Here is a 20,719-nt window from a genome sequence, read left to right as displayed (position 1 = left end):
ATGGCTCTCCCGCCGCTTCGGCTGGCTGCGCTCGCCGTCTGCGTGGCGGCGTGCGACGCGTACCCGCCCCCGCCCGAGACCGCCCGGATTCCCGTTGTCGACACCCTGCACGGCGTCGAGTTCACGGACGACTACCGGTGGCTCGAGGACCAGGAGAGCCCGGAGACCCGCGCCTGGATCGCCGAACAGAACGCCTACGCGGAACGCATCGTCGGCGACACGCCGCTGCGGACGGCGCTCGAAGGCAGGCTCCGCGAACTGATGGACGCGCCCGGGGCGATCTTCCCGCGCCGGGCGGGGGACTACGAGTACTTCTCGTTCCGGAAGCCGGGCCGGGAAGTGGGAGCGATCTACCGCAGGCCGGCGCCCGACGAACCGGAGGAGGGCCCGGTGGACCCGGTGGACCCGGTGGACCCCGGAGGCGAGTTCGAGGTCGTCATCGATCCGCTCGACCTCCGCGATGACGCCACGACCGGCGTGAGCATCATCGACTTCTCGCCCGACGGCCGTCTCATGATCTACGCCATCCGGGACGGGGGACGGGACGAACGGGAGTACCGCGTCCGCGACCTGGAGAGCGGCGACGACCTGCCCGACCGCCTGCCGACGTTCCTGTACGGCAACGTCTCCTTCGATCCGGAGGGGGACGGCTTCTACTACAGCCGCCGGTCGCGGGAGACGGGCGCGCGGATCCGTTACCACCGGCTGGGGACGGACCTCGAAGAGGACGAGGAGTTGTTCGGGGAGGGACACGGCCCGGAGCGCTTCGTGGGCTTCTCGCAGGGGGGCGACGGCCGGTGGCACGTCTACACCGTGCAGCACGGCTGGGCGCGGACGGACGTCTACCTGCACGACCTGCGCGCCGGCACGGCGCCCGCGCCGCTCATCGTCGGCGCCCCCGCCCGCTTCAGCACCCGGTTCGTGGACGACGAACTCTACCTGCTCACGAACCTGGACGCGCCCAGGAACCGCATCCTCGCGGTGGACCTGGAGAACCCTGACCCGGATCCGGCGCGGTGGCGGGAGGTGCTGCCCGAGGGCGAGGACCTCCTCACCGGATACCGGTTCATCGGCGACGACCTGTACGCCGACTACCTGCGCGACGTGAGCAGCCGGATCGTGCGCTACGGACCGGACGGCGCCGTGAAGGGCGAGGTCCCGATCCCCGCGCACCACGTGGCGACGCTGCGCTCGCACGGAGATGACGGAACCGAGGCCCTGCTCACGCTGACCTCGCTCCTCACCCCCAGCACCATCCTCAAGCTTGACCTCGAGACGATGGAGACGGAGGCATGGCGGCCGTCATCCGTCCCCTTCGACGGGTCGGAGTACGAGTTGAAGCAGATCTGGTACACCTCGGAGGACGGGACGCGGGCCCCGATGTACGTCGCCCACCGCCGGGGGTTGGCTCTCGACGGGCGAAGCCCCGCCCTCCTGTACGGGTACGGCGGCTTCAACGTGAACCTGCTGCCCCGCTTCGACGCGCGCGCCGCGGCGTGGCTGGAGCAGGGCGGCGTGTACGCGATGGCGACGCTGAGGGGCGGCGGCGAGTTCGGCGAGGAGTGGCACCGGGCGGGCATGCTCGAGAACAAGCCGAACGTGTTCGCCGACTTCATCGCGGCGGCCGAGTGGCTGGTCGAGAATGGCTACACGAACCCCGACCGGCTCGCGATCCGCGGCGGTAGCAACGGCGGGCTGCTCGTCGCCGCCTCCCTCACGAAGCGGCCGGACCTCTTCCGCGCCGTCTACTGCGGCCTGCCCGACCTCGACATGGTGCGCTTCTACCAGTTCACCGACACGAACAACATGCCGGCGCTCCTGGAGTACGGGAACGCGGCCGTGGCCGAGGAGTTCGAGGTGCTGCGGACGTTCTCGCCGTATCAGAACGTGCGCGACGGCGTGGACTACCCGGCCGTCATGCTCACCCAGGGAGATCTCGACACCCGCGTGCCCCCCCTGCAGGCCCGCAAGATGGCCGCCCGCCTGCAGGCCGCGTCGAGTTCGGGCCTGCCGGTGATCCTCGACTACGACCCGCGCACGGGCCACGCCGGCGGCCGCTCCTTCACCCGCAACGTCCGCAACGCCGCAATGGAACTCGCCTTCCTGCTCCAGCAACTCGGCGCGTCCTGACACCACTCGCCCGCAAGGTCGCGCCCCATCCCTTGACCTGGGATCCCAGCCGGGTCGTGGCTTGGGATTCCGTATGTTGATACCTTGATGATATCAAATCGATATCATGGATTTCATGCGAGAGAATCCGACCATGCCGAATCTGGCTCTCCGTGGGATACCCGCGGGCCTGCATCGCGAGCTCAAGGAGGCGGCGGCCCGCAACCACCGAAGCTTGAACGGGGAGATCATTGCTCGCCTGACGGCCTCCGTGGATTCCGGGCCGCTCGATGTCGAGGCATTGCTCGATCGGATAGCGCGCCGACACGAGACTCTGGGGGCGATCGACTTGAGCCCCGAGAACGTGCGACGGCTGCGAGACGAGGGGCGGCGATGATCGTCGTCGACACCAACGTGATGATGAGCTTCGTCTTTGGCGGAACGGACGGGGCCGCTGCCGCCGACCTCCTCAGGAAGGATCCGGAATGGGCCGCCCCTGTCATTCTCCTGAGCGAGTTGCGCAACGCTCTGCTCGGAGTCGTGCGTCGCGGCGTCGCGACGTCCGCGCAGGTCAAGGCGATGGGTGACGACGCGGCGCACGTACTCGGGAGCAGAATCGTCGGCGTCCCCGGCGGGCTGGTGATCGATATCGCTCTCGAGTGCGGCCTCACGGCCTACGATGCCGAGTTCGTGGCCGTGGCGCGCGCCCTGGGGGTCCGCCTGGCAACGTTGGACCGCCAGGTCCTGCGAGTAGCGCCGGACGTTGCCGTATCGCTGCGGGACCTGGGTCGCCCGGGAGCCGAGAGGAGTGCGACGTGACCGCGGGGGCGCCGGCGTCTATCCGGTGGGCGGGATGCGGCGGAAGAGGCGGAGCACGAGCACGAAGGCCGTGGCGTACATCACGGCGCCGAGCAGGAAGGGCGCGCCCGGCAACTCCACCGGGGCGGCGGGTGACGTGAAGTAGCTGAACAGGAGGCTGGTGAAGATCAGGGGGCTCAGGATGCTCGTCAGGCTCATGAGCGACTGTAGGCCGCCCTGTACCTTCCCCTGGTCCTGCGGCTCCACGGCTCCGGCCACGAGGCTCTGGAGCGCGGGGCCCGCGACGCCTCCGATGGAGCCGAAGATGATGAAGGCGATGAGCATCCACCCCTGCGTGGCGAGGCCGTAGCCCAGGTAGGTGACCACGGCCAGCGCGAGCCCTCCGAGGATCGCGCGGCGCTCCCCGGTGCGTTTGATCACGGGCTGAACCAGGACGCCCTGGACGAGGGCCGCCATGAGTCCCACGAGCGCCAGCGACAGTCCGTTGGCGAGTTCATCCCAGCCGAACTTGTGGCCCGTGTAGAGCACCCACACGGTCTCCAGGCCGCGCTGGGCGAGGATCATGAACACGAAGGACACGGCGAGGCCGGCGACCAGCGGGTACGAGCGCAGCACGAACAGGCTCCCGATCGGGTTGGCCTTGAGCCAGCTGAAGGCGTCGCGCTTCTCCGGCGGCAGCGATTCGGGGAGGACGAAGACGCCGTACAGCGCGTTCACGAGGGCGAGGCCCGCCGCGGCGAAGAAGGGGAGGCGAAGGTCGATCCCGCCCAGGAGCCCCCCGATCGCGGGACCGAAAGATGAAGCCGAGGCCGAACGCGACCCCGATGAGTCCGAAGTTCCGGGCCCGCTTCTCGGGTTCGGACACGTCGGCGACGTAGGCGTTGGCCGTCGTGATGCTCGCGCCCATCACGCCCGCAATGAGGCGGCCCGCGAAGAGCCAGCCGATGGAGGGCGCGAGCCCCATGATGATGTAGTCGATTCCGAGGCCGAACAGCGAGATCAGGATGACGGGCCGGCGCCCGACCCGGTCCGAGAGCGAGCCCAGGATGGGCGCGAAGAAGAACTGGGTGACGGCGTAGGTCGCCGCGAGCACCCCGAACCAGCGCCCCGCGCGCGCCGTGCTTCCTCCGGTGAACTCCTTGATGAGTTCGGGGAGGATGGGGACGATGATCCCGATCCCCAGCACGTCGATGAAGACGGTGATGAAGATGAAGACCATCGCCGCCTCGCGGCCCCGCCCCCGTGTTTTCACCCGCCCTCCACGCGATCGTTAGCCGGAACGCCGCCAACGCGCTGGCGGGTCGCGTAAGGTGGTGGCGACGGCGAGGCAATTCCAGCCGCCGGCCGCGGCCGAAGCGCGGCCGGAGCATGGGAGCGAGATCCTCAGGCCAACTTCAGACCGAGAGGTTCGAACCGGCGGAAGTCGGCCTCATCGCCCGTGGCGAGTCGCGCCCCATCGCGCAACGCCACCGCCGCGATCATGCAGTCGCGCAACGTCCCACGCCGCCGCCCGGTCTCGTTGAACAATTGCGCGGCGACCGCGGCATCCGCGCCCGTGTAGTCGGCGCGAGGGCCAACGATGCTGTCAGCCGTCGCCAACTGGGAGGTCGACAAAGGTCCGCACAGGAACTCGGTCCACGCGACGGCGCTCATCCCGAGCGTCACTCCCGCGTGAAGCCAGGCGTTCAACTCCCGTGACTGCGGCGATCCGGCGTCTAGCGCGAGAATCAGGAAGCTGGTGTCCAGGTGAATCATGCGCGGGGATAACCGGCACGCGGCGCACGGCGTTCGCTCCGGACGTCCCTCGCCCAGCGGTCGAGATCCACGCCCTCGTCGCGCACGCTGGCCTGCAGCCGGTGCAATGCGTCCAGGGGTCCGCCGACGGCGCCGGCTTCTTCCGCCGCTACCGCCCTTATCGCGCGACGCAGCACCTCGGACTTGGAGACACGCCATCGTTTCGCCAAGGTCTCGAGTGTCCTGACGGACTCTACGTCAAGCGAGTACGTTGATTTGATCGTGGTGGTGGCCATACTGCAGGAGTATGGCCCTACCTTCGTCGAGTCAAGCGACATCGCTCTGACGCCGGTGGAGGGCGTCGCGCCTCTGGCGGTAGTTCGCGTACACCCGTTCGCCGTCACGCTCGGCGTGGCCGGCCCGGGGGTTGGAGAACCCCGTGAGGTGCACGATGGTGTCGTCCACGACGAGCGCGCCTCCGATGGCGCGTTCGGCGGCGATGCCCACATCGCGCCCGAGCCCGACCGCGGGGTGGTCATCGAACGAGCCCGCCCGCAGGCGGTCGAGGAACTTCCGCGCCGCGGAGGCCGGCGCCGCCGTGTCCCCCTCCGTGCGCCGTTCCAGCGCGTCGACGCCGTAGCTTCGCACCAGCCTGGGGAGGAACGCGGCGAGGGTGGCGTGACGGTCGAAGAGGTCCAGCCCGTAGCTGCCGCCCGCCACCGCGAAGATGGCGCCGAGTTGATCCGGAGCGGCCTCCACCTCCCGGACGTAGTCGTCCAGCGTCGCCGCGTGACGCTCGAAGATCTCGCTCATGGCGCCGGTCTCCGAAGGTGCGTCCATCGCCACCGCCTTGTCGTCGATCGAACTCCACACCCGGCTCTGATCGGAGCGCCGCGTCCCCTCGCTGCGCATCGACTGCTGCACGCTCGCGTACCGCTCCGCCCGGCCGCTGGCGAAGTGCATCCGGTTCGTCACCTGGAATCCGGGGCTGTCGTACGACCAGCGGCCCTGTTCCACGCACGAAACCGGGATGACCGTCGTCTTCCCGGCGGGGAGGAGCAGCGTGAGGTTGGCGACCCGATTCTGCTTGGCGCCGACGAGTTCCTCGCCGTCCACGATGAGCAGGGGACGGTCGGCGCGGTTCTCCACCTCGAGGTCGGGGACACTGCCCCCCATCGACACCTCGCGCACCGTGACCCGGCCCTCGCGAAGCCCGTCTCCCAGCAGCAGGTAATCGAGGTCCGAGATCTCCGGCGAAAGGAGGGGGAACACCGTGAGGCCGCCGCGGAAGATCGGTTCGCCGATGTCGAGGCCGGCGATGGCGGTCGTGATCTGGTTCATTTCTCCCCTCCTTGATATTGTCAGTGTTGATACGCTGTTGACAGTAGCGGGGAGGTTGGGACAAGTCAACGGTTGTCGTCGGTAAACGACAGCAGATGTCACTTACGCATCGAAACGGCGGAAACGGCATGCGCAGTTACACGGCCCGGGAGTTGGAGGAGGAGACGGGGTTCAGCCGGCGGACGATCGCGTACTACGTGCAGGTCGGACTCCTTCCGCGCGTCGGCCGCAGGGGGCCGAAGACCCGCTATCCCAAGCTCGTGCGGGACCGCCTCCTCTTCATTCGGCGGGTCCGCGAGGCGGAGGGGGCGGGGAGGGTGCCGGCGACCCCGCTCCGCGAGATCGGCGCGGTGTTCGAGGGATCGTCGCCGGAACTGATCGCGGGCGTGGCGGACGGACGAATCGCCGTGACCGCCGACCTCCTCTCCGCCGGGTCCGCCGAAACGGATTCGCGGCTACGAACGGAGGACGTGGCGGAACGGCACGAGGCGCCGGTCGCTTTCGCCGCCCCGCGGGCGCGGCACGCGGCCCTCGAGGACAGGCTGATGGTACGGGAGGAGGAAGCGTACTGGGCTCACGAAGGCCGCGCCGCGTCTCTCAAGGCGGACATGGCCGAGGCGCCCTACGCGGCCCCGCGAGCACGTCGAGATGTCGATGATTCGGAGTTGGCCGGTTTGCTCACGGCTCTCCGGGACGTAACGAGTCGGGAGATTGCGCCTGGAAATGTGGAGACCTGGTCCCGTATCGAAATCGCGCCCGGAGTCGCGCTTTCTGTGCGCGACATCGCCGACGAGCACGCGGCCCTCCTAGACGCGGTGGCGCGCCAGCTCCGCCACCTGCTGTCGGACGGATAACGATCGGTGTGCGTGTAAGTCCGCAGGACGTCTCTACGCCTGACGGTGTGACCGTCACGAGGGCACCGCCTCGGGCTGATTTGGTGAGGATACTTGCCGGGATCGACCATACAGCAGCTTACACGCGCATCCCGCTCACTTCCCTAAGCTGGCGCTCAAGACATGGCGGTGCTGCGTCCAGCGAAGTATCGTAACCCTCGGAGAGGGGCCGCCGGGATTCGAACCCGGGTCTCGTGCTTTGCGATAACAAGCGACTTTCCGTTTGTCCACGGCCCCTTCGGAGACGGCATCATGTTGCGATGATGTCGTCTCCTTTTTTTGTCCTTTCGCTACTCCTCCTCCAGTTCCTCCTCCACGACCAACGTGTCCTCGGCCCACGCCAACCAACTGGACAGCTTGTTGTAGTTGTGGCGCGTCATCGGGATCGGCACGCTGAGTATCGCCATTTCCCCTCCGCGGAGCGGAATCGTGAGCTCTCGGAAACTTGACCTGGAAGACCGTGGTGGAGTGTGAGCCTCGGACTGCTGGCTCAGATCTCGTACATCCTCTGCTAGACCTTCCATGCTCCCGGGCACCCGATCGTCGGCGTTGTCGCCTGTCTTGTCTTCACTAAGCGGACTAACAGCTACGGATTTGTCCAATGCGGCGAACTCGACCGTCGCTCGAAAATCCCGTAGGAAGTCTGCGGTCGAGTTGGGGTTAAACCCGTCCCGAATCAGCGTCGGCGCCATCACTCGGTCGTCCGTCGGCAAGCGGGGGCCCCAGCGGTCCCAAGCTGTGCGGTATGACGTAGGCATGAGAGCGCACTCTCGGATGGCACGGTTCCGCTCATCGGTGATTCCGTCTTCGTCGGTGACCACGTTGAGCGCCCGCTCCGTCAGCTTCACCGTCCGTTCGGCACCTCTGCCCGTGCTCTCAAGCAAGCCGAACTGAAGCAGCGCGGAAACGGTGCGCTTTCCTGTACTGCCTGAGTACGAGAGTCCTATGATTTCGCAGGCAGCCGCAATCCCGACCGGACCATCCCATGCTGAACGATAGATCATCGTGGTCCGATCGATCGCGTCCTCCAGGTTGATCGACGGGTGCCTGGGGCTCCGGTTGACGTTCTTCTTCACCTCAGTCTTGACCACCGTAGCTTCGGAACTCATGGGGCGATCTCCTCATCAAGCAGCGTCTGAAAACAGAGTCGAACTCGTCCGGATGTTCCACTGCGGTCCGCAGCGTGGGCGACCGGCCAATCCTCCGAACACCGACAAAATACGGACCAATTCATTTTTGTCAACAGACAACGTCGAGGTACGACGATAAACCAGATGATGAGATGTCGGTGGCGGCGGATCGCCTGGGAATGGACGGTCAGGACTCGATGTCGAAAAAGCTCTCGACCGGGGGCGGGGTCGCCGGGACGGGATCGTCTTCGAGCGCGTCGCGCAGCGCGGGTGACCGCGGGGCGGCGGCGACCCCGCCCAGCCCCGAGGGGTGGTCCGCCATCGCCGCCATGAGCCGGCCCGCGCGGTCGAGCCGGGTCGCGATCGCCTCCTCGATCGGTTCCAGGCTCCAGTCGCCGCGCTCCATCACGTGTCCGAGCGCGATCCCGTCCGAACGCGGGAGGATCCCGATGCGGCCGCCGCCCGGCGCGCTGCCTTCGAGGCTGTAGTCGATCCCGGGCTGCGGTGCGAGGAAGGTGAGCTGGCCCTTGATGGGGGTCATCGTCTCGTCGCCGAACAGGGCGCGCGAGCCGAGACCCGTGCAGTTGGCGATGAGCGGTTCGTCGAGCGACATGAGGTCGCGGGGGGTCGCGAACCCCCGGACCCGCACCCGTCCGCCGAACAGGAGGAACTCCTCCATCAGCCGGTCCAGGAAGATGGACGGCTCGATGCGGAGGGTCGGCCGGCGGAGGGCATAAGTGCCGGGGAAGGGGTGTTCTCCCGGCTGCAGCACGGTGGGGCCCACGTCGAGGCCCGGGTCGAGGCCGCTCTCGGTCTCGTCGAGTCCGGAGTCTTCCACCCGCCGCTCCGAGAGGCGGTTCGTCCAGGTGTAGGTCGTCACCCACGACACGCCGCGCCCGGCTCCGGCCCACCGTTGCATCTGCTCGTAGGATGCGCGGACGGCCCGGTCGAACTGGGCGTCAAAGGCCGGGGTTCGTTCCGGCGCCGACACGAGGTTGGAGAGCGGCGAGAACCCGGCGTAGGCCATGTTCGAGGTCGTGTCGGGCGGGAGGGCGCGCGCGTGAATCGTAACGTCGAACCCGCGGCGCTGAAGCTGCCGCGCGGTGGCGAGCCCGACGGCGCCCGCTCCGATGACGGCGGCTTGCCTCGAAGGGTGAGGTTCGGCCAGTTCGGACACGAGCAGTCCCGTCCCCCACGAGAGTGAGATCCCCGCGCCGCCGTGGCCGTAGTTGTGGATGACGGTCTTCTCGTCGAGCCGCTCCGCGGCCACGCGGAAGCCGGCCGGCCGGAAGGGTCTGAGACCCACGGTCGTCCGGATGACGCGATCCGGCGCGACGCGGAGGAGGGGGAGGCTCCAGGCGGCGGGGCCCGGCGGAAGACGGCGCCACGCGGGGGAGCACGCGCCGAGGCTCGAGCCCAGCGCCGCGGCGCCCACCGTCTTGATCAGCGTTCGACGTTTCACGCAATAAGACTGACGTGAGGCACACGGATCGGCCAGAGAGCGCGCCGGGACGTTCCCGCGGGAACGCGCGGAGGGGGAGAATGCAGGGAAGAACGATAGAAACACCGGACGATATCGCCGCGGGCCTGGAGGCGTTGGTGCGGATCGACGGGCGGCTCGCCGAGGTCGTCGAAAAGGCGGGGCCGGTGCCGCTGCGGCGAAGGGCTCCGGGCTTCGAGGGCCTCGCCCGGACCATCGTCGCGCAGATGGTCTCGAAGGCGGCGGCCGCCGCGATCTGGGAGCGGCTCGTCCAGGAAGCGGAGGGCTGCGAGCCTGCGCAGGTGGCAGGGCTCTCCGATGCGCAGTGCCGCCGGATCGGCCTGTCCCGGTCCAAGGAGGCGACGCTCAAGGGCGCCGCGGAGGCGGTTCAGAGCGGTCGTCTCGATCCGCGGGCGCTGTGCCTCATGCCGGCCGAGGCGTCGATCGCGACCATGACGGCGCTCAAGGGGATCGGCGTGTGGACGGCCGAGGTCTACCTCCTCTTCTGCGCCGGCCACAGCGACATCTTCCCGGCGGGCGACCTTGCGCTGCGAAACGCGGCGGGACACGCGCTCGGCCTCGAACAGCGACCGGATGAGAAGGCGCTCCGCGACATCGCCCGCCGCTGGCGACCCTGGCGGAGCGTGGCGGCGCGGCTGCTCTGGGAGTACTACACGACGGAAATGCGGCGGCGAAGCACGCGCTAACAACCCGCCGAAAAGCCCCGCTTCGTCAGTCGACGCCTATGGAGTGGGGGCCGATGTCGGCGAGTGACGGGGTCCCGACGGCGCCCATCGTGATCCGCAGTTCCTCGATCAGGATTTCGAGCACCCGCTCGACGCCTGCCTGACCGAAGGCGCCGAGTCCCCACAGGTAGGGGCGCCCGATCGCCACCGCCGTGGCGCCACGCGCGATGCCCTTGAAGATGTCCGTGCCGCGGCGGAAACCTCCGTCGACGATGATCGGCACCTCGCCGCCCGCCACCTCCACGACCTCCGGAAGCGCGTCGATCGTCGCGCGGCCGCTTCCCTCCGCGCGGCCGCCGTGGTTCGAGACCCAGATCCCGTCCACGCCGTGTTCCAGCGCGAGTTCCGCATCCTCGCGGGTCACGAGCCCCTTCACGACGATCCGCTGATCCGTGATGTCGCGCAGGCGGTGCACGTAGTCCCACGTCATGGTGGGGCCGCCGCTGTCCGGCGGGCCCTGGGGCAGCCCCTCGTACATCGGCTTGACGGGGTCCGCGCGGCCGCCGCTGCGGTGACAGCTCTCGCAGTTGCGGTCGTCGATCCGCCGGTAGCGCTCCAGCGTGAGGCGGTTGCTCCCGCCAAGGAGATCGACCGTGAGCACGATGACGGGACAACCGGCCTCGCGAACGCGGCTCACGAGCGCGACGGTCGCGTTCCAGTGGCGGGGCGCGTAGAGCTGGTACCAGACCGGCTCGCCCCGCGCCTCGTTCACCGCTTCGACCCCCGTTGAACTCACCGACGAGAGCGTCTGCAGGTGGTTGCGGGCGGCGGCCGCCCGCGCGGTAGCGAGTTCGCCATCGCGGTGGAAGCCGACCTGGCTCCCCGCCGGCGCGATCATGAGCGGCGTCGGCCACTCCCGCCCGAAGATCGAGACGCGCATGTCGAGGTTCGAGACGTCGACCAGTCGGCGCGCGCGGATGTAGATCCGCTCGAGCGAGGCCCGGTTGTTCGCCTGCGTCCCCTCTCCATCAACGCCCGTTTTGATGTACCCCCAGTGCGCCGTCGGGACCGTCTGCGCGGCCACCTGCTCCAGGTCGAAGACATCGAGGGCCTCCTGTGCCGACCCGACGAGGTCGTCGAGCGACCGCGCGGGCGCCTCCTGCGCCATTGCGCGCCCGACGAGGCCCAGGTCACACCCGGCGAATGCGGTAAGGAGAGGGCTGGCGGCAAGCCAGCGGAGGAGGTCGCGACGGTGGACGGCCTTCGATTCCGATCCCGGCTCCGGCGTGTCGTACATTCGGCCCTCCCGGTTGGCACTCCGCGACAGGGTGTCCGGTTCACGGTGCCCGCCGCCACGGCCCCCGTCAACGCGGGGGCGCCGGAAACCCTTCGGGCAACGCCGAAATTCGATAAAATGTCTTTCAAGCGCCGATCCCCATCGGCGTTGGGTGTCCAGGGCCGTTCGAGACCTTCGCGCGAGATCATTCGAAAGACGATTCGAGAGGAGAGGAACGCACCGCGGTGAGTCACGACATCGAAGCGATACAGGAGAAGATCCGGGAGCAGAGCGCCTTCGTGGAGCGGCTGGTCGACGAGGTGGGACGCGTGATCGTGGGGCAGCGAACCATGGTCGAGCGGCTCCTCATCGGCCTGCTCGCCGACGGTCACGTGCTCATGGAAGGTGTGCCGGGACTGGCGAAGACCCTCACCGTGCGGACGCTCGCGCAGGCGATCGACACCGGCTTCCAGAGGATCCAGTTCACGCCGGACCTCCTCCCCGCCGACCTCATCGGAACGCTGATCTTCGACCCCAAGCGGAGCGAGTTCCAGACCCGGAAGGGTCCGATCTTCTCCAACATCATCCTCGCCGACGAGATCAACCGGTCCCCCGCCAAGGTCCAGTCCGCGCTGCTGGAGGCGATGCAGGAACGGACGGTCACGATCGGAGACGAGACCTTCCCCCTCGACGACCCGTTCCTCGTCCTCGCGACGCAGAACCCGATCGAGCAGGAGGGGACGTACCCGCTCCCCGAGGCGCAGGTGGACCGCTTCATGCTCAAGCTCTCCATCGGGTACCCCGACAAGGAGGAAGAGCTGGAGATCATGCGGCGCATGGGCGTCGGGTCCGCACCCGAGCCGCAGACGGTCGTCACGCCGGACGAGATCCTTCGGGCCCGCGGCGCCGTCGACCTCATCTACATGGACCGGCAGGTCGAACGGTACATCGTGGAACTGGTCTTCGCCTCGCGCGCGCCGGCCGACCACGGACTCGACGACCTCGCCGACCTCATCGCCTACGGCGCGTCGCCCAGGGCCAGCATCTGCCTGGCGCGCACGGCGCGGGCGCACGCCTTCCTGCGGCACCGGGGCTACGTGACGCCGGAGGATGTGCGTTCCGTGGCCCTCGACGTCCTGCGGCACCGCGTGCTCGTCACCTACGAGGCCGAGGCAGAGGAAGTCACGAGCGAAGACGTGGTGAACCGGATCCTCGACAGCGTCGAGGTCCCCTAGGGCTGCGGGGGGATTGGAGGGGATCGAGGGATGATTCCGCGGGAGATCCTCCGGAAGGTGCGCCGCATCGAGATCACGACGCGGGGGCTCGTGGACCAGGTGTTCTCGGGCGAGTACCACTCCGTGTTCAAGGGACGCGGCATCAACTTCGCCGAGGTCCGCGAGTACGACTACGGCGATGACATCCGCACGATCGACTGGAACGTCACCGCCCGCACCGGGACGCCCCACGTCAAGATCTTCGAGGAGGAGCGCGAACTCACGGTGATGCTGCTCGTTGACGTGAGTGCGTCCGGAGATTTCGGTACCCGCGAGCGCATGAAGGGAGACCTCGCCGTCGAAGTGTGCTCCCTCCTCGCCTTCAGCGCGATCAAGAACAACGACAAGGTCGGACTCATCATCTTCAGCGACCGCGTCGAGAAGTTCGTCCCGCCCCGGAAGGGCCGGCGGCACGTCCTGCGCGTGCTGCGCGAGATGCTCTATCACGAGCCCCAGGGCCGCGCGACCGATCTCGGCGCCGCGCTCGAATACCTGTCGCGCATCATCCGGCGGCGGGCCGTGGTCTTCGTCGTCTCGGACTTCGTCTCGAAACCCTTCGAGAAGGCGCTCGGCGTGGCGGGCCGGCGGCACGACGTCGTCGCCCTCCGCGTGAGGGACCGGCGTGAATCGGAACTGCCGCCGATCGGACTCGTCGAACTCGAGGACGCGGAGACGGGAGAACGGCTCGTCGTCGACACCTCGAACCGGGCCTTCCGCGCGGCGTTCGCGAACCGCGGGGAGGAGGCGCGGGCGGGACAGGACCGGACCTTCCGGCGCAGCAAGGTCGATGTCGTGGACCTCAGTCCGGGGCGCCCGTACCTGCGGCCGCTGATGCGCTTCTTCGAGGAACGGGGACGGCGCGTATGAGTCGCGGGTCGGCGCGGGGGAACCGGCGGGCCGCGATCGTGGGCCTCCTGCTGGCGGGCGGGGCTGTCGGCGCGGGGGGAGACCTCCGGGGACAGACGCCGCGCGTCACGATCGAACCCGACACGACGGAGATCCATGTGGGCGATCCGCTCGCGCTGCGGCTCGCCGTCGAGCACCCGGCGGACTTCGCGGTGCGCTGGCCCGATTCCCTTTCGCTGGGCTCCTTCGAGGCGCTGGCGCTCGAGGTGGGCCCGTCCGAAGCCTCGGCGGCCGGCGCCCGGACCGCGGCGGTGCTTCACGTGACCGCGTTCGAACTCGGGGAACTGGAGATCCCGTCCTTTACCCTCGAACTCTCGGACGGAGGGGAGGGGATGGTCACCGTCTCCACGGACCCGGTGGTCATCGGCGTGACCACGGTCGGGCTCGACGAGGGCGGGGACATCCGGGACGTGAAGGGCCCGCGCGCGATCGCGCGGGACTGGCTGCTCCTGTGGCCGTGGTTCCTGCTCGCCGTGGCCCTCGCCGGCCTCGGGTACTGGTGGGGACGCCGCCGCCGGCGCCACCCCGACCGGACCGACTCACGGCCGCCGGTCCCGGCCCGGCCGGCGCACGAGATCGCGCTCGAGGCACTGGACCGGCTCGAGGCGTCCCCTCTGCTGGAGCGCGGCGAGATCAAGCCGTACCACATCGAGGTGTCCCGGATCATCCGCGCGTACCTCGAGGGACGCTACCGGATCTGGGCGCTGGAGATGGTCACTCCGGACGTGATCTCGAGCCTGGGACATGCCGGCGTGGACCCCGGGATTCGAACAGCCTTCGAGCGCTTCCTGGAGGCCTGCGACCTCGTGAAGTTCGCGAAATGGCGGCCGGATGACGCGGCGTGCCGGAGCATTCTCGCCGACGCCCGCACGCTGGTGGAGCGGACCAGGTTCGTGCCCCCGCCAGCCGTCGTGGAGTCCGAAGCGATGGCTGCCGGAGCCGAAGCGGCGGCGGACGAGCGGTCCGAGGCGGCCGTGCCATGATCCACCGGTTTGCGGATCCCGCGTTTCTCCTGCTCCTGCCACTCCTCGTCCCGGCGCTCGCGTACCGGCACCTGGCGAAGGGAGGGCGCCGGGCGGGTGCCCTGCGCTATCCGGATCTCACGCTCCTCCGCCGGTCGGGGGCCGACCGCACCGGCCGCCTGCGCCATGTGCCGCTGGCGCTGCGACTTCTCGCGCTCAGCGCGCTCATCGTCGCCTTCGCCCGTCCTCAGTCCGCCTCGACGAGCGAGGACGTGTCGACCGAGGGCATCGACATCGTCATGGCCCTCGACATCTCCAGTTCCATGCTCGCGCAGGACCTGGCGCCCAACCGGCTGGAGGCGGCCAGGGAGGTCGCGGCGGACTTCGTCGAGCGCCGCCGCAACGACCGCATCGGACTCGTCGTGTTCGCCGGCCAGGCATTCACCCAGGCCCCGCTGACGATCGATCACCCGGCCGTCTCCGCCGTCATGGCCGAACTGGAGGTGGGGATGGTCGAGGATGGGACCGCGATCGGTCTCGGGCTCGCGACGGCGCTCAAGCGGCTGGAGTCCAGCCAGGCCGAATCGCGGATCATCGTGCTCCTCACCGACGGCCGGAACAACCGCGGCGAGATCGATCCGGCGACCGCCGCTCAAATGGCGCGGGCGCTGGGGGTCAGGGTGTACACGATCGGGGCCGGTTCGCGGGGGACGGCCCCGGTTCCCGTCGACGATCCGGTGTTCGGGCGGCGCCTCGTCTCGATTCCGGTGGATGTCGACGAACCGACCCTCACGGAGGTCGCCGAAGTCACCGGAGGCCGCTACTTCCGGGCCACGGACCGCGAGAGTCTCGAACGGATCTACGAGGAAATCGACGCCCTCGAGACGACCGAGATCGACGTGCAGAGCTTCACGCGGTACGGCGAACTCTTCCACTTCCCGCTCGCGGCGGGACTCGGACTGCTGCTGCTCGAGATCGGCCTCGCGCAGACGGTCCTGAGAAGGCTGCCGTAGGGCGGGGAGGGGGATCGTGTTCCGCTTCGGGTTCATCACGGCGCTCTTCGGTCTCGCGCTCATCCCGCTGGCCGCCGGGCTGATGTGGCGCGGCTCGGCGCACCGGCGCCGGGCGCTGGCCCGCTTCGGCGATCTCGCGCTCGTGCGCCAGTTGAGCCGGAGCGTGAACCGGCGGGCCCGGGCCTGGAAGGCCGTCGGACTCCTCGCCGTGCTCGGCCTTTCCGCCGTAGCCCTGGCCCGTCCGCAGTTCGGCTCGCGCGTGGAGACCGTCCGCCGCGAGGGGATGGACATCGTCGTCGCCCTCGATCTCTCCACCTCGATGCTGGCGGAGGACCTCGCGCCCAACCGCCTGCAGCGCTCGAAGCTCGAAATCCAGCGCCTCATCGAGCGGCTGGACGGAGACCGCATCGGCCTCATCGCCTTTGCCGGCCAGGCCTTTGTCCAGAGCCCGCTGACCTCGGACTACGGGGCCGCGCGTCTCTTCCTCAACGCCATGGACACGGACCTCGTGCCCGTGCAGGGAACGGACCTCGGCGTAGCGCTCGAACTCGCGCTCGACGCCTTCTCCGACGCGCCGGTGGAGGAACGCATCATCATCGTCGTCACCGATGGCGAAGACCACGAGGGGGGCATCGAGCCGGCCGTGGATCGCGCGCTCGAGGCCGGGGTGACGATCCACACGGTCGGCGTGGGTTCGACGGACGGCGTCCCCATTCCCGAGTACGACGCGGCGGGCCGGCCGGCCGGGTTCAAGCGCGATGAGGCGGGGGCCGTCGTCACGACCCGGCTCGACGAGACGACGTTGCGGGAGATCGCGACGCGAACGGGGGGACAGCTCTACCGCAGCACCCCCGAAGCGAGCGAGTTGACGGCACTCATCGAAGAAGTGTCGGAGCTGGGCGGACGGGAGATCGACGCGCGCGAGGTCACCCAGTACGAGGAGCAGTTCCAGATATTCCTCGGGGCTGCGATTCTCCTATTGTTCCTGGAAGGCCTGTGGACGGATCGGAAGAAGACGGTGAGGGTCTGGAGAGGGAGGTTTTCGTGAGTACGATGTGCGGCGGCATGGGGCGGCTGTGGCTGCCCGCGGTCACCGCGATGCTTGCGGCTGCGGCCGCGGCTCCGGCTGACATCCGCGCGCAGGCGGGACGCGCGGAGACGCGCGAGGGGAACCGCCTCTACGAGGAGGGACGTTTCGCCGAGGCGCACGAGAAGTACCTGGAGGCGCTCCTCGAGGCCCCCGACTCCCCCGTCATCCGTTTCAACGATGGGAACGCGCTCTACCAGGGCGAGAACTACGAGCCCGCGCTGGAGTCCTTCCGCGCCGCGGTGGAGAGCGGGGACCCGGAGCTGGCGGCCGCCGCATGGTACAACCTCGGGAACACGCTCTACCGGCAGGGAGCGCTGCCCGAGAGCCTGGAGGCCTTCAAGCAGGCGCTGCGGGCCGACCCGGCCGACGCCGACGCCAAGCACAACCTCGAGCGCGTCCTCGAACAGATGCAGGAGCAGGAGCAACAGCAGCAGCAAGAGCAGCAGCAGGGCGACGGAGAGAACGACGAGGGGGACGACGAAGAAAACGAAGACGAGGGCGAGCCGCCACCGGAGGGCGGCGAGCAGAACCCGGATCCCGAACAGGACCCGGAGCAGAACCAGGATCCGCAGAACCAGCCGAATCCCGGGCAGGAGCCGGACGAATCGGAGCCGCAGCCGCAGGAGGGAACGCCGCCTCCGGGCGAGATGACAAGAGAGGAGGCCGAGCGGCTCCTGAGCGCGATCCAGGAGGACCAGGATGAAGTGAACCGCCAGCCGCGCACGCCGACGCGCGGCACGAGGCCGCGCAGGGACTGGTGATGCGACGCGGTGGACTCCCGGCCCGCCACGGGCGTCCGGCCACGGGCGTCGCGCTCGGCTCGCTCATGGCCTGCCTTCTGGGTCCGGGGTCACTCTCCGGGCAGGGTGTCACGGCCTCCGCGCACCTCGACCGCGGGGAGGTCGGGGTGGGGCAGACCTTCACCCTCAACGTCGTCCTGGAGGGCGTCCAGCGCTTCGACCAGGACCCGGCCCTTCCGGACATGGGCGGCTTCGCCGCCTTCCTCAGCAGCGGGACCCAGAGTTCGGTCCGGATCGTGAACGGCCAGACGACCGTCTCGCTCACGGTGCAGTACCGTTTCCAGGCGACGATGGAGGGGACGTTCGAGATCGGGCCGGTGACGGTCGAGGCGGGGGGCGAGACGCTTGCGACGGAGCCATTGAGCCTGCGCGTGTCGTCGGCTCCTCCGCCGACACCTGGCGCGGGGGGCGCGCCCGCGGGGCAGCCCTCCGATCCGGGAACCATCGGCCCGGACGACCTCTTCATCGTGGCCGAGCCGGACAAGCGCCGCGTGCGGGAGAACGAGCCGGTCATCGTCGAATACCGGCTCTTCACGCGCGTCAACGTGAGTTCCTACGGGGTCACGCGGCTCCCCGGCACGGCGGGCTTCTGGGTCGAGGAGTTCGAACTCCCGCAGCAGCCGGAGGTCGAGCAGATCGTGCGCGACGAGGTCGCGTACGCCACCGCGGTGATTCGGAAGGTGGCCCTGTACCCGACGGGGCCGGGCACAAAGACGCTCGAACCGCTCGCGATCGAGGCGCAGGTCCGCGTGCAGCGGCGGTCACGCGATCCGTTCGACGATGTGTTCGGGGGGTTCTTCAACCGGAGTTCCCTGTTCGGAGACGTCTTGGCGGCGGGCGCCGCTTCCCGTCCGGTCGAGATCGAAGTGCTCCCCCTCCCCGCCGAGGGCCGGCCCGCGGACTTCACGGGTCTCGTGGGGGATCTGGCGGTCGCGAGTTCCGTCGACCGGGACAGCCTGGCCGCGAACGAGGCGGCCACGCTGCGGGTGGAGGTGTCGGGCTCCGGCAACCTGAAGGCGCTGGCGCCGCCGGAACTCGCCTTCCCGCCGACCGTGGAGGCCTTTCCGCCCGAGGTGTCGGATCGTCTGCGGACCGCCGACTCGGGCGTCTCCGGGACGCGGACCTGGGAGTACGTCCTCATCCCGCGGGCGCCCGGCGTGCTGACGATACCGGGCGTCGACATGGGGTACTACGACGCAGCGGAGGACCGGTACGAGATCGCTTCGGCGGCGCCGGTCGAGTTGCGGGTCACGGGCCGGGCCGTCGAGGACGCGCTGCCGGGAGCACGCGCGCGCGGCTCCGTCGAGGCGCTGCGCTCGGACATCCGCTTCATCCGGATGGACACGCCGCGCTTCCGCCGCCGGGGTGAGACGCTGTTCGACCGGGCATGGTTCTGGGTCGTCGCGCTTGCGCCCGTCGGCATGGTCGCGGGCGCGGCCGGGCTGCGCCGCCGCCGCGACCGGCTCGCCGGCGACCAGGCCTACGCCCGCGACCGCCGGGCCGCCCGCGTGGCGAAGAAGCGCCTCGCCCGGGCGGCGGGGCTCGCGGGGGGCGACGATGCGCGCGCCTTCTACGCCGAGACCGCCCAGGCGCTGGAGGGGTTCGTGGCCGACAAGCTCGACACCTCCGCCGCCGGGATGATCCGCGACGACCTGCGCGCCGCTCTGCTCCGCCGCGGCGCCCGCGAGCCCGCCGTCGAAGAGTATTTCGCCGTACTCGAAGCCTGCGACCGGCAGCGGTTCGCCCCGGTCGGCGCCGAGATCGAGGAACGCAAGGCCTTTCTGGCCCGCGCCGAGTCCGTGCTGTCCGCCCTCGCGGGAGAACTCCGATGATGGCCCTTCGAGCCCTCGGGCGCCGGTACGGGCTGGCAACCGCCGTGCTCGCTTTCGCCTCGGTCACCGCTCCGGCTTCAGCGACCGGGTTCCCCGCCCCCCAGGATGCCGTGCCCGCCTCGGCTCCCGCCGACCGGTTCCAGGCGGGGAACAGCCTCTACCAGGCCGGAGACCATGAGGGAGCGATCGAGGCCTGGCTCGGGCTGTACGAGGACGGGTTCGAGAGCGGCGAACTCCACTACAACATCGGCAACGCCTACTTCAGGCTCGGCGAACTGGGCCGGGCGATCCTCTTCTACGAGCGCGCCAGCGTCGCACTGCCCCGGGATGAGAGCGTGCGCACGAACCTGGAACTCGCGCGCTCCATGACCGCCGACCAGATCACGCCGCTTCCCGGATTCTGGGTGCCCCGCCTCGTCACGTGGGCGGTGCAACTCGTGCCGCGCGGGTGGCTCATCGCGATCCTGGCGCTGGGCTACCTGGGGCTGGCGTCCATCCTGCTCTACCGGCTGCTCTCCACCGGGCCGCCGCGCTGGACCCGCCACGCCGCCATCGCCGCCGCCGCGCTCACCGTCGTTGTCGGCACGAACCTCCTGATCCGCGACTTCGGCATCGGGCGCGCGGAACGCGGGGTGATCCTGCAGACGGAGGCCGCCGTTCAGAGCGCGCCCTCCGACGATCCTTCGCTGCAGTTGTTCACGATCCACGAGGGGGCCGTCGTCCGGATCGACCGGAGATCGAGCGACTGGCTCGAGATCGTGCTGGAAGACGGCAAGGTGGGCTGGGTACGAGCCGGAGACCTCGAAACGATCTAGCCGGCTCGGCAAGAGCCTCGCTGCGTTCGAGCGGCGTGAGCAAGACGAGTGTCACCGGCTTCGGAACGTTCCCGCGGGAACGCGAAGGACGTGCCGCGGTCAGAAACCGATGCCCAGACTCATCGCAATGTACCCCAGCACGATGAAGATGATGGGGAACAGCGTTGCGCCGACGGAAGCGGTCACTCCGGCCCGGAAGAGTAGAGGGCCGGCGGGAAGGACTCCGCGGCCGAATAACTTATCGAGTGCGATCTCGATCGCGGCACCCAGCGTATAGCTCACGTTAGCCGCAACCAGCCAGAAAACACCGACCCGGAACCACACGAGCGGTTCGAATTCTCCGTTCAAGGCCATGATCAGCGAGCCGACGGTCATCGTCACAAGTCCGGTTCCGACGACGATGAGGTTGTAGGGGAGCCGGCGCTTCTCCCACCAGCCGATGATCGCCCCGACCCGGCGCTCCGCCGGAGCCGGGTACAGGAAGTCCGCGAGGAAGGTGCCTCCGGGGACGCTGCCCCGCGGGATTCCGCCGGCAGGGGACGTCGAATCCGTCATGGCG

The 20,719-nt window shown here is 69.2% G+C and carries 19 protein-coding genes, 1 tRNA gene and 1 pseudogene; 12 read left to right on the top strand and 9 right to left on the bottom strand.

Annotated features, from left to right (window positions below):
- On the top strand, positions 1 to 2,130 hold the full coding sequence (locus RN743_RS11845) for a prolyl oligopeptidase family serine peptidase (protein WP_310780059.1): 2,130 nt from the start codon (positions 1 to 3) through the stop codon (positions 2,128 to 2,130).
- Between the two features lie 372 nt (positions 2,131 to 2,502).
- Positions 2,503 to 2,928 carry a type II toxin-antitoxin system VapC family toxin gene (locus RN743_RS11840; protein WP_310780058.1) on the top strand — a complete coding sequence of 142 codons (426 nt, stop codon included), beginning with the start codon at positions 2,503 to 2,505 and terminating at the stop codon, positions 2,926 to 2,928.
- Positions 2,929 to 2,946: 18 nt separating this feature from the next.
- Here the strand turns inward: RN743_RS11840 and RN743_RS11835 are convergent, their stop codons facing one another.
- The 4 genes and pseudogenes from RN743_RS11835 to RN743_RS11825 form a co-directional block, all read right to left on the bottom strand.
- Positions 2,947 to 3,690, bottom strand: a complete 744-nt coding sequence (locus RN743_RS11835) for an MFS transporter (RefSeq protein WP_343219027.1) — start codon at positions 3,688 to 3,690, stop codon at positions 2,947 to 2,949.
- Between the two features lie 91 nt (positions 3,691 to 3,781).
- Positions 3,782 to 4,147, bottom strand: a pseudogene (locus tag RN743_RS16045) (MFS transporter); the annotation flags it as partial.
- 164 nt (positions 4,148 to 4,311) lie between these two features.
- The gene (locus tag RN743_RS11830; protein WP_310780057.1) at positions 4,312 to 4,683 is read right to left on the bottom strand and encodes a PIN domain-containing protein; all 372 of its coding nucleotides are present in this window, start codon (positions 4,681 to 4,683) and stop codon (positions 4,312 to 4,314) included.
- Positions 4,684 to 4,989: 306 nt separating this feature from the next.
- Entirely contained in the window at positions 4,990 to 6,003 is a 1,014-nt protein-coding gene (locus RN743_RS11825) for a DUF6569 family protein (RefSeq protein ID WP_310780056.1), read from the bottom strand.
- A gap of 128 nt (positions 6,004 to 6,131) precedes the next feature.
- Between RN743_RS11825 and RN743_RS11820 the strand changes: the two genes are divergently transcribed.
- A complete protein-coding gene (locus RN743_RS11820; protein ID WP_310780055.1) occupies positions 6,132 to 6,857 on the top strand; it encodes a MerR family transcriptional regulator in 726 nt (241 codons plus the stop codon).
- 203 nt (positions 6,858 to 7,060) lie between these two features.
- On the opposite strand, the gene RN743_RS11815 is transcribed toward RN743_RS11820, so the two are convergent.
- From RN743_RS11815 to RN743_RS11805, 3 genes are all read right to left on the bottom strand, one after another.
- A tRNA-Ala gene (locus RN743_RS11815) sits at positions 7,061 to 7,133 on the bottom strand.
- Positions 7,134 to 7,186: 53 nt separating this feature from the next.
- On the bottom strand, positions 7,187 to 8,005 hold the full coding sequence (locus tag RN743_RS11810; protein ID WP_310780054.1) for a hypothetical protein: 819 nt from the start codon (positions 8,003 to 8,005) through the stop codon (positions 7,187 to 7,189).
- 208 nt (positions 8,006 to 8,213) lie between these two features.
- Positions 8,214 to 9,488: an FAD-dependent oxidoreductase gene (locus tag RN743_RS11805; RefSeq protein ID WP_310780053.1), complete on the bottom strand. Its 1,275-nt coding sequence runs from the start codon at positions 9,486 to 9,488 to the stop codon at positions 8,214 to 8,216.
- An 80-nt stretch (positions 9,489 to 9,568) separates the two neighbouring features.
- Here RN743_RS11805 and RN743_RS11800 point away from each other — a divergent pair, with 80 nt between their 5' ends.
- Positions 9,569 to 10,213, top strand: coding sequence for a DNA-3-methyladenine glycosylase (locus tag RN743_RS11800; protein ID WP_310780052.1), 645 nt, complete (start codon positions 9,569 to 9,571; stop codon positions 10,211 to 10,213).
- Between the two features lie 25 nt (positions 10,214 to 10,238).
- Here the strand turns inward: RN743_RS11800 and RN743_RS11795 are convergent, their stop codons facing one another.
- Positions 10,239 to 11,489, bottom strand: a complete 1,251-nt coding sequence (locus tag RN743_RS11795) for an alpha-hydroxy acid oxidase (RefSeq protein ID WP_310780051.1) — start codon at positions 11,487 to 11,489, stop codon at positions 10,239 to 10,241.
- A 224-nt stretch (positions 11,490 to 11,713) separates the two neighbouring features.
- On the opposite strand from RN743_RS11795, the gene RN743_RS11790 reads away from it, so the two are divergent.
- From RN743_RS11790 to RN743_RS11755, 8 genes are read left to right on the top strand one after another with little or no spacing between them, the layout of a single operon-like run.
- Positions 11,714 to 12,703 (top strand): AAA family ATPase, encoded by a 990-nt coding sequence (locus tag RN743_RS11790; RefSeq protein ID WP_310780050.1) that lies wholly within the window; start codon positions 11,714 to 11,716, stop codon positions 12,701 to 12,703.
- A gap of 30 nt (positions 12,704 to 12,733) precedes the next feature.
- Complete coding sequence (locus RN743_RS11785; protein WP_310780049.1) at positions 12,734 to 13,609, top strand: DUF58 domain-containing protein; 876 nt, start codon at positions 12,734 to 12,736, stop codon at positions 13,607 to 13,609.
- Entirely contained in the window at positions 13,606 to 14,631 is a 1,026-nt protein-coding gene (locus RN743_RS11780; RefSeq protein ID WP_310780048.1) for a hypothetical protein, read from the top strand. Before RN743_RS11785 ends, RN743_RS11780 begins: the two co-directional genes overlap by 4 nt.
- Positions 14,628 to 15,623, top strand: coding sequence for a VWA domain-containing protein (locus tag RN743_RS11775; protein WP_310780047.1), 996 nt, complete (start codon positions 14,628 to 14,630; stop codon positions 15,621 to 15,623). Before RN743_RS11780 ends, RN743_RS11775 begins: the two co-directional genes overlap by 4 nt.
- 16 nt (positions 15,624 to 15,639) lie before the next feature.
- Positions 15,640 to 16,671: a VWA domain-containing protein gene (locus RN743_RS11770; protein ID WP_310780046.1), complete on the top strand. Its 1,032-nt coding sequence runs from the start codon at positions 15,640 to 15,642 to the stop codon at positions 16,669 to 16,671.
- Between the two features lie 5 nt (positions 16,672 to 16,676).
- Positions 16,677 to 17,474, top strand: coding sequence for a tetratricopeptide repeat protein (locus tag RN743_RS11765; protein ID WP_310780130.1), 798 nt, complete (start codon positions 16,677 to 16,679; stop codon positions 17,472 to 17,474).
- Complete coding sequence (locus RN743_RS11760) at positions 17,474 to 19,345, top strand: BatD family protein (RefSeq protein WP_310780128.1); 1,872 nt, start codon at positions 17,474 to 17,476, stop codon at positions 19,343 to 19,345. The genes RN743_RS11765 and RN743_RS11760 overlap by 1 nt, the downstream gene beginning before the upstream one ends.
- On the top strand, positions 19,342 to 20,160 hold the full coding sequence (locus RN743_RS11755) for a tetratricopeptide repeat protein (RefSeq protein ID WP_310780045.1): 819 nt from the start codon (positions 19,342 to 19,344) through the stop codon (positions 20,158 to 20,160). The genes RN743_RS11760 and RN743_RS11755 overlap by 4 nt, the downstream gene beginning before the upstream one ends.
- Positions 20,161 to 20,259: 99 nt before the next feature.
- Here the strand turns inward: RN743_RS11755 and RN743_RS11750 are convergent, their stop codons facing one another.
- A complete protein-coding gene (locus RN743_RS11750) occupies positions 20,260 to 20,715 on the bottom strand; it encodes a hypothetical protein (RefSeq protein WP_310780044.1) in 456 nt (151 codons plus the stop codon).
- Between the last annotated feature and the right edge of the window lie 4 nt (positions 20,716 to 20,719).

Origin of the sequence: Candidatus Palauibacter scopulicola, assembly GCF_947581915.1 — a bacterium.
In the GTDB taxonomy this organism is placed as follows: Bacteria; Gemmatimonadota; Gemmatimonadetes; order Palauibacterales; family Palauibacteraceae; genus Palauibacter; species Palauibacter scopulicola.
The sequence above is the reverse complement of the archived record's forward strand: the minus strand, read 5'-3'. Positions and strand labels throughout refer to the sequence as shown.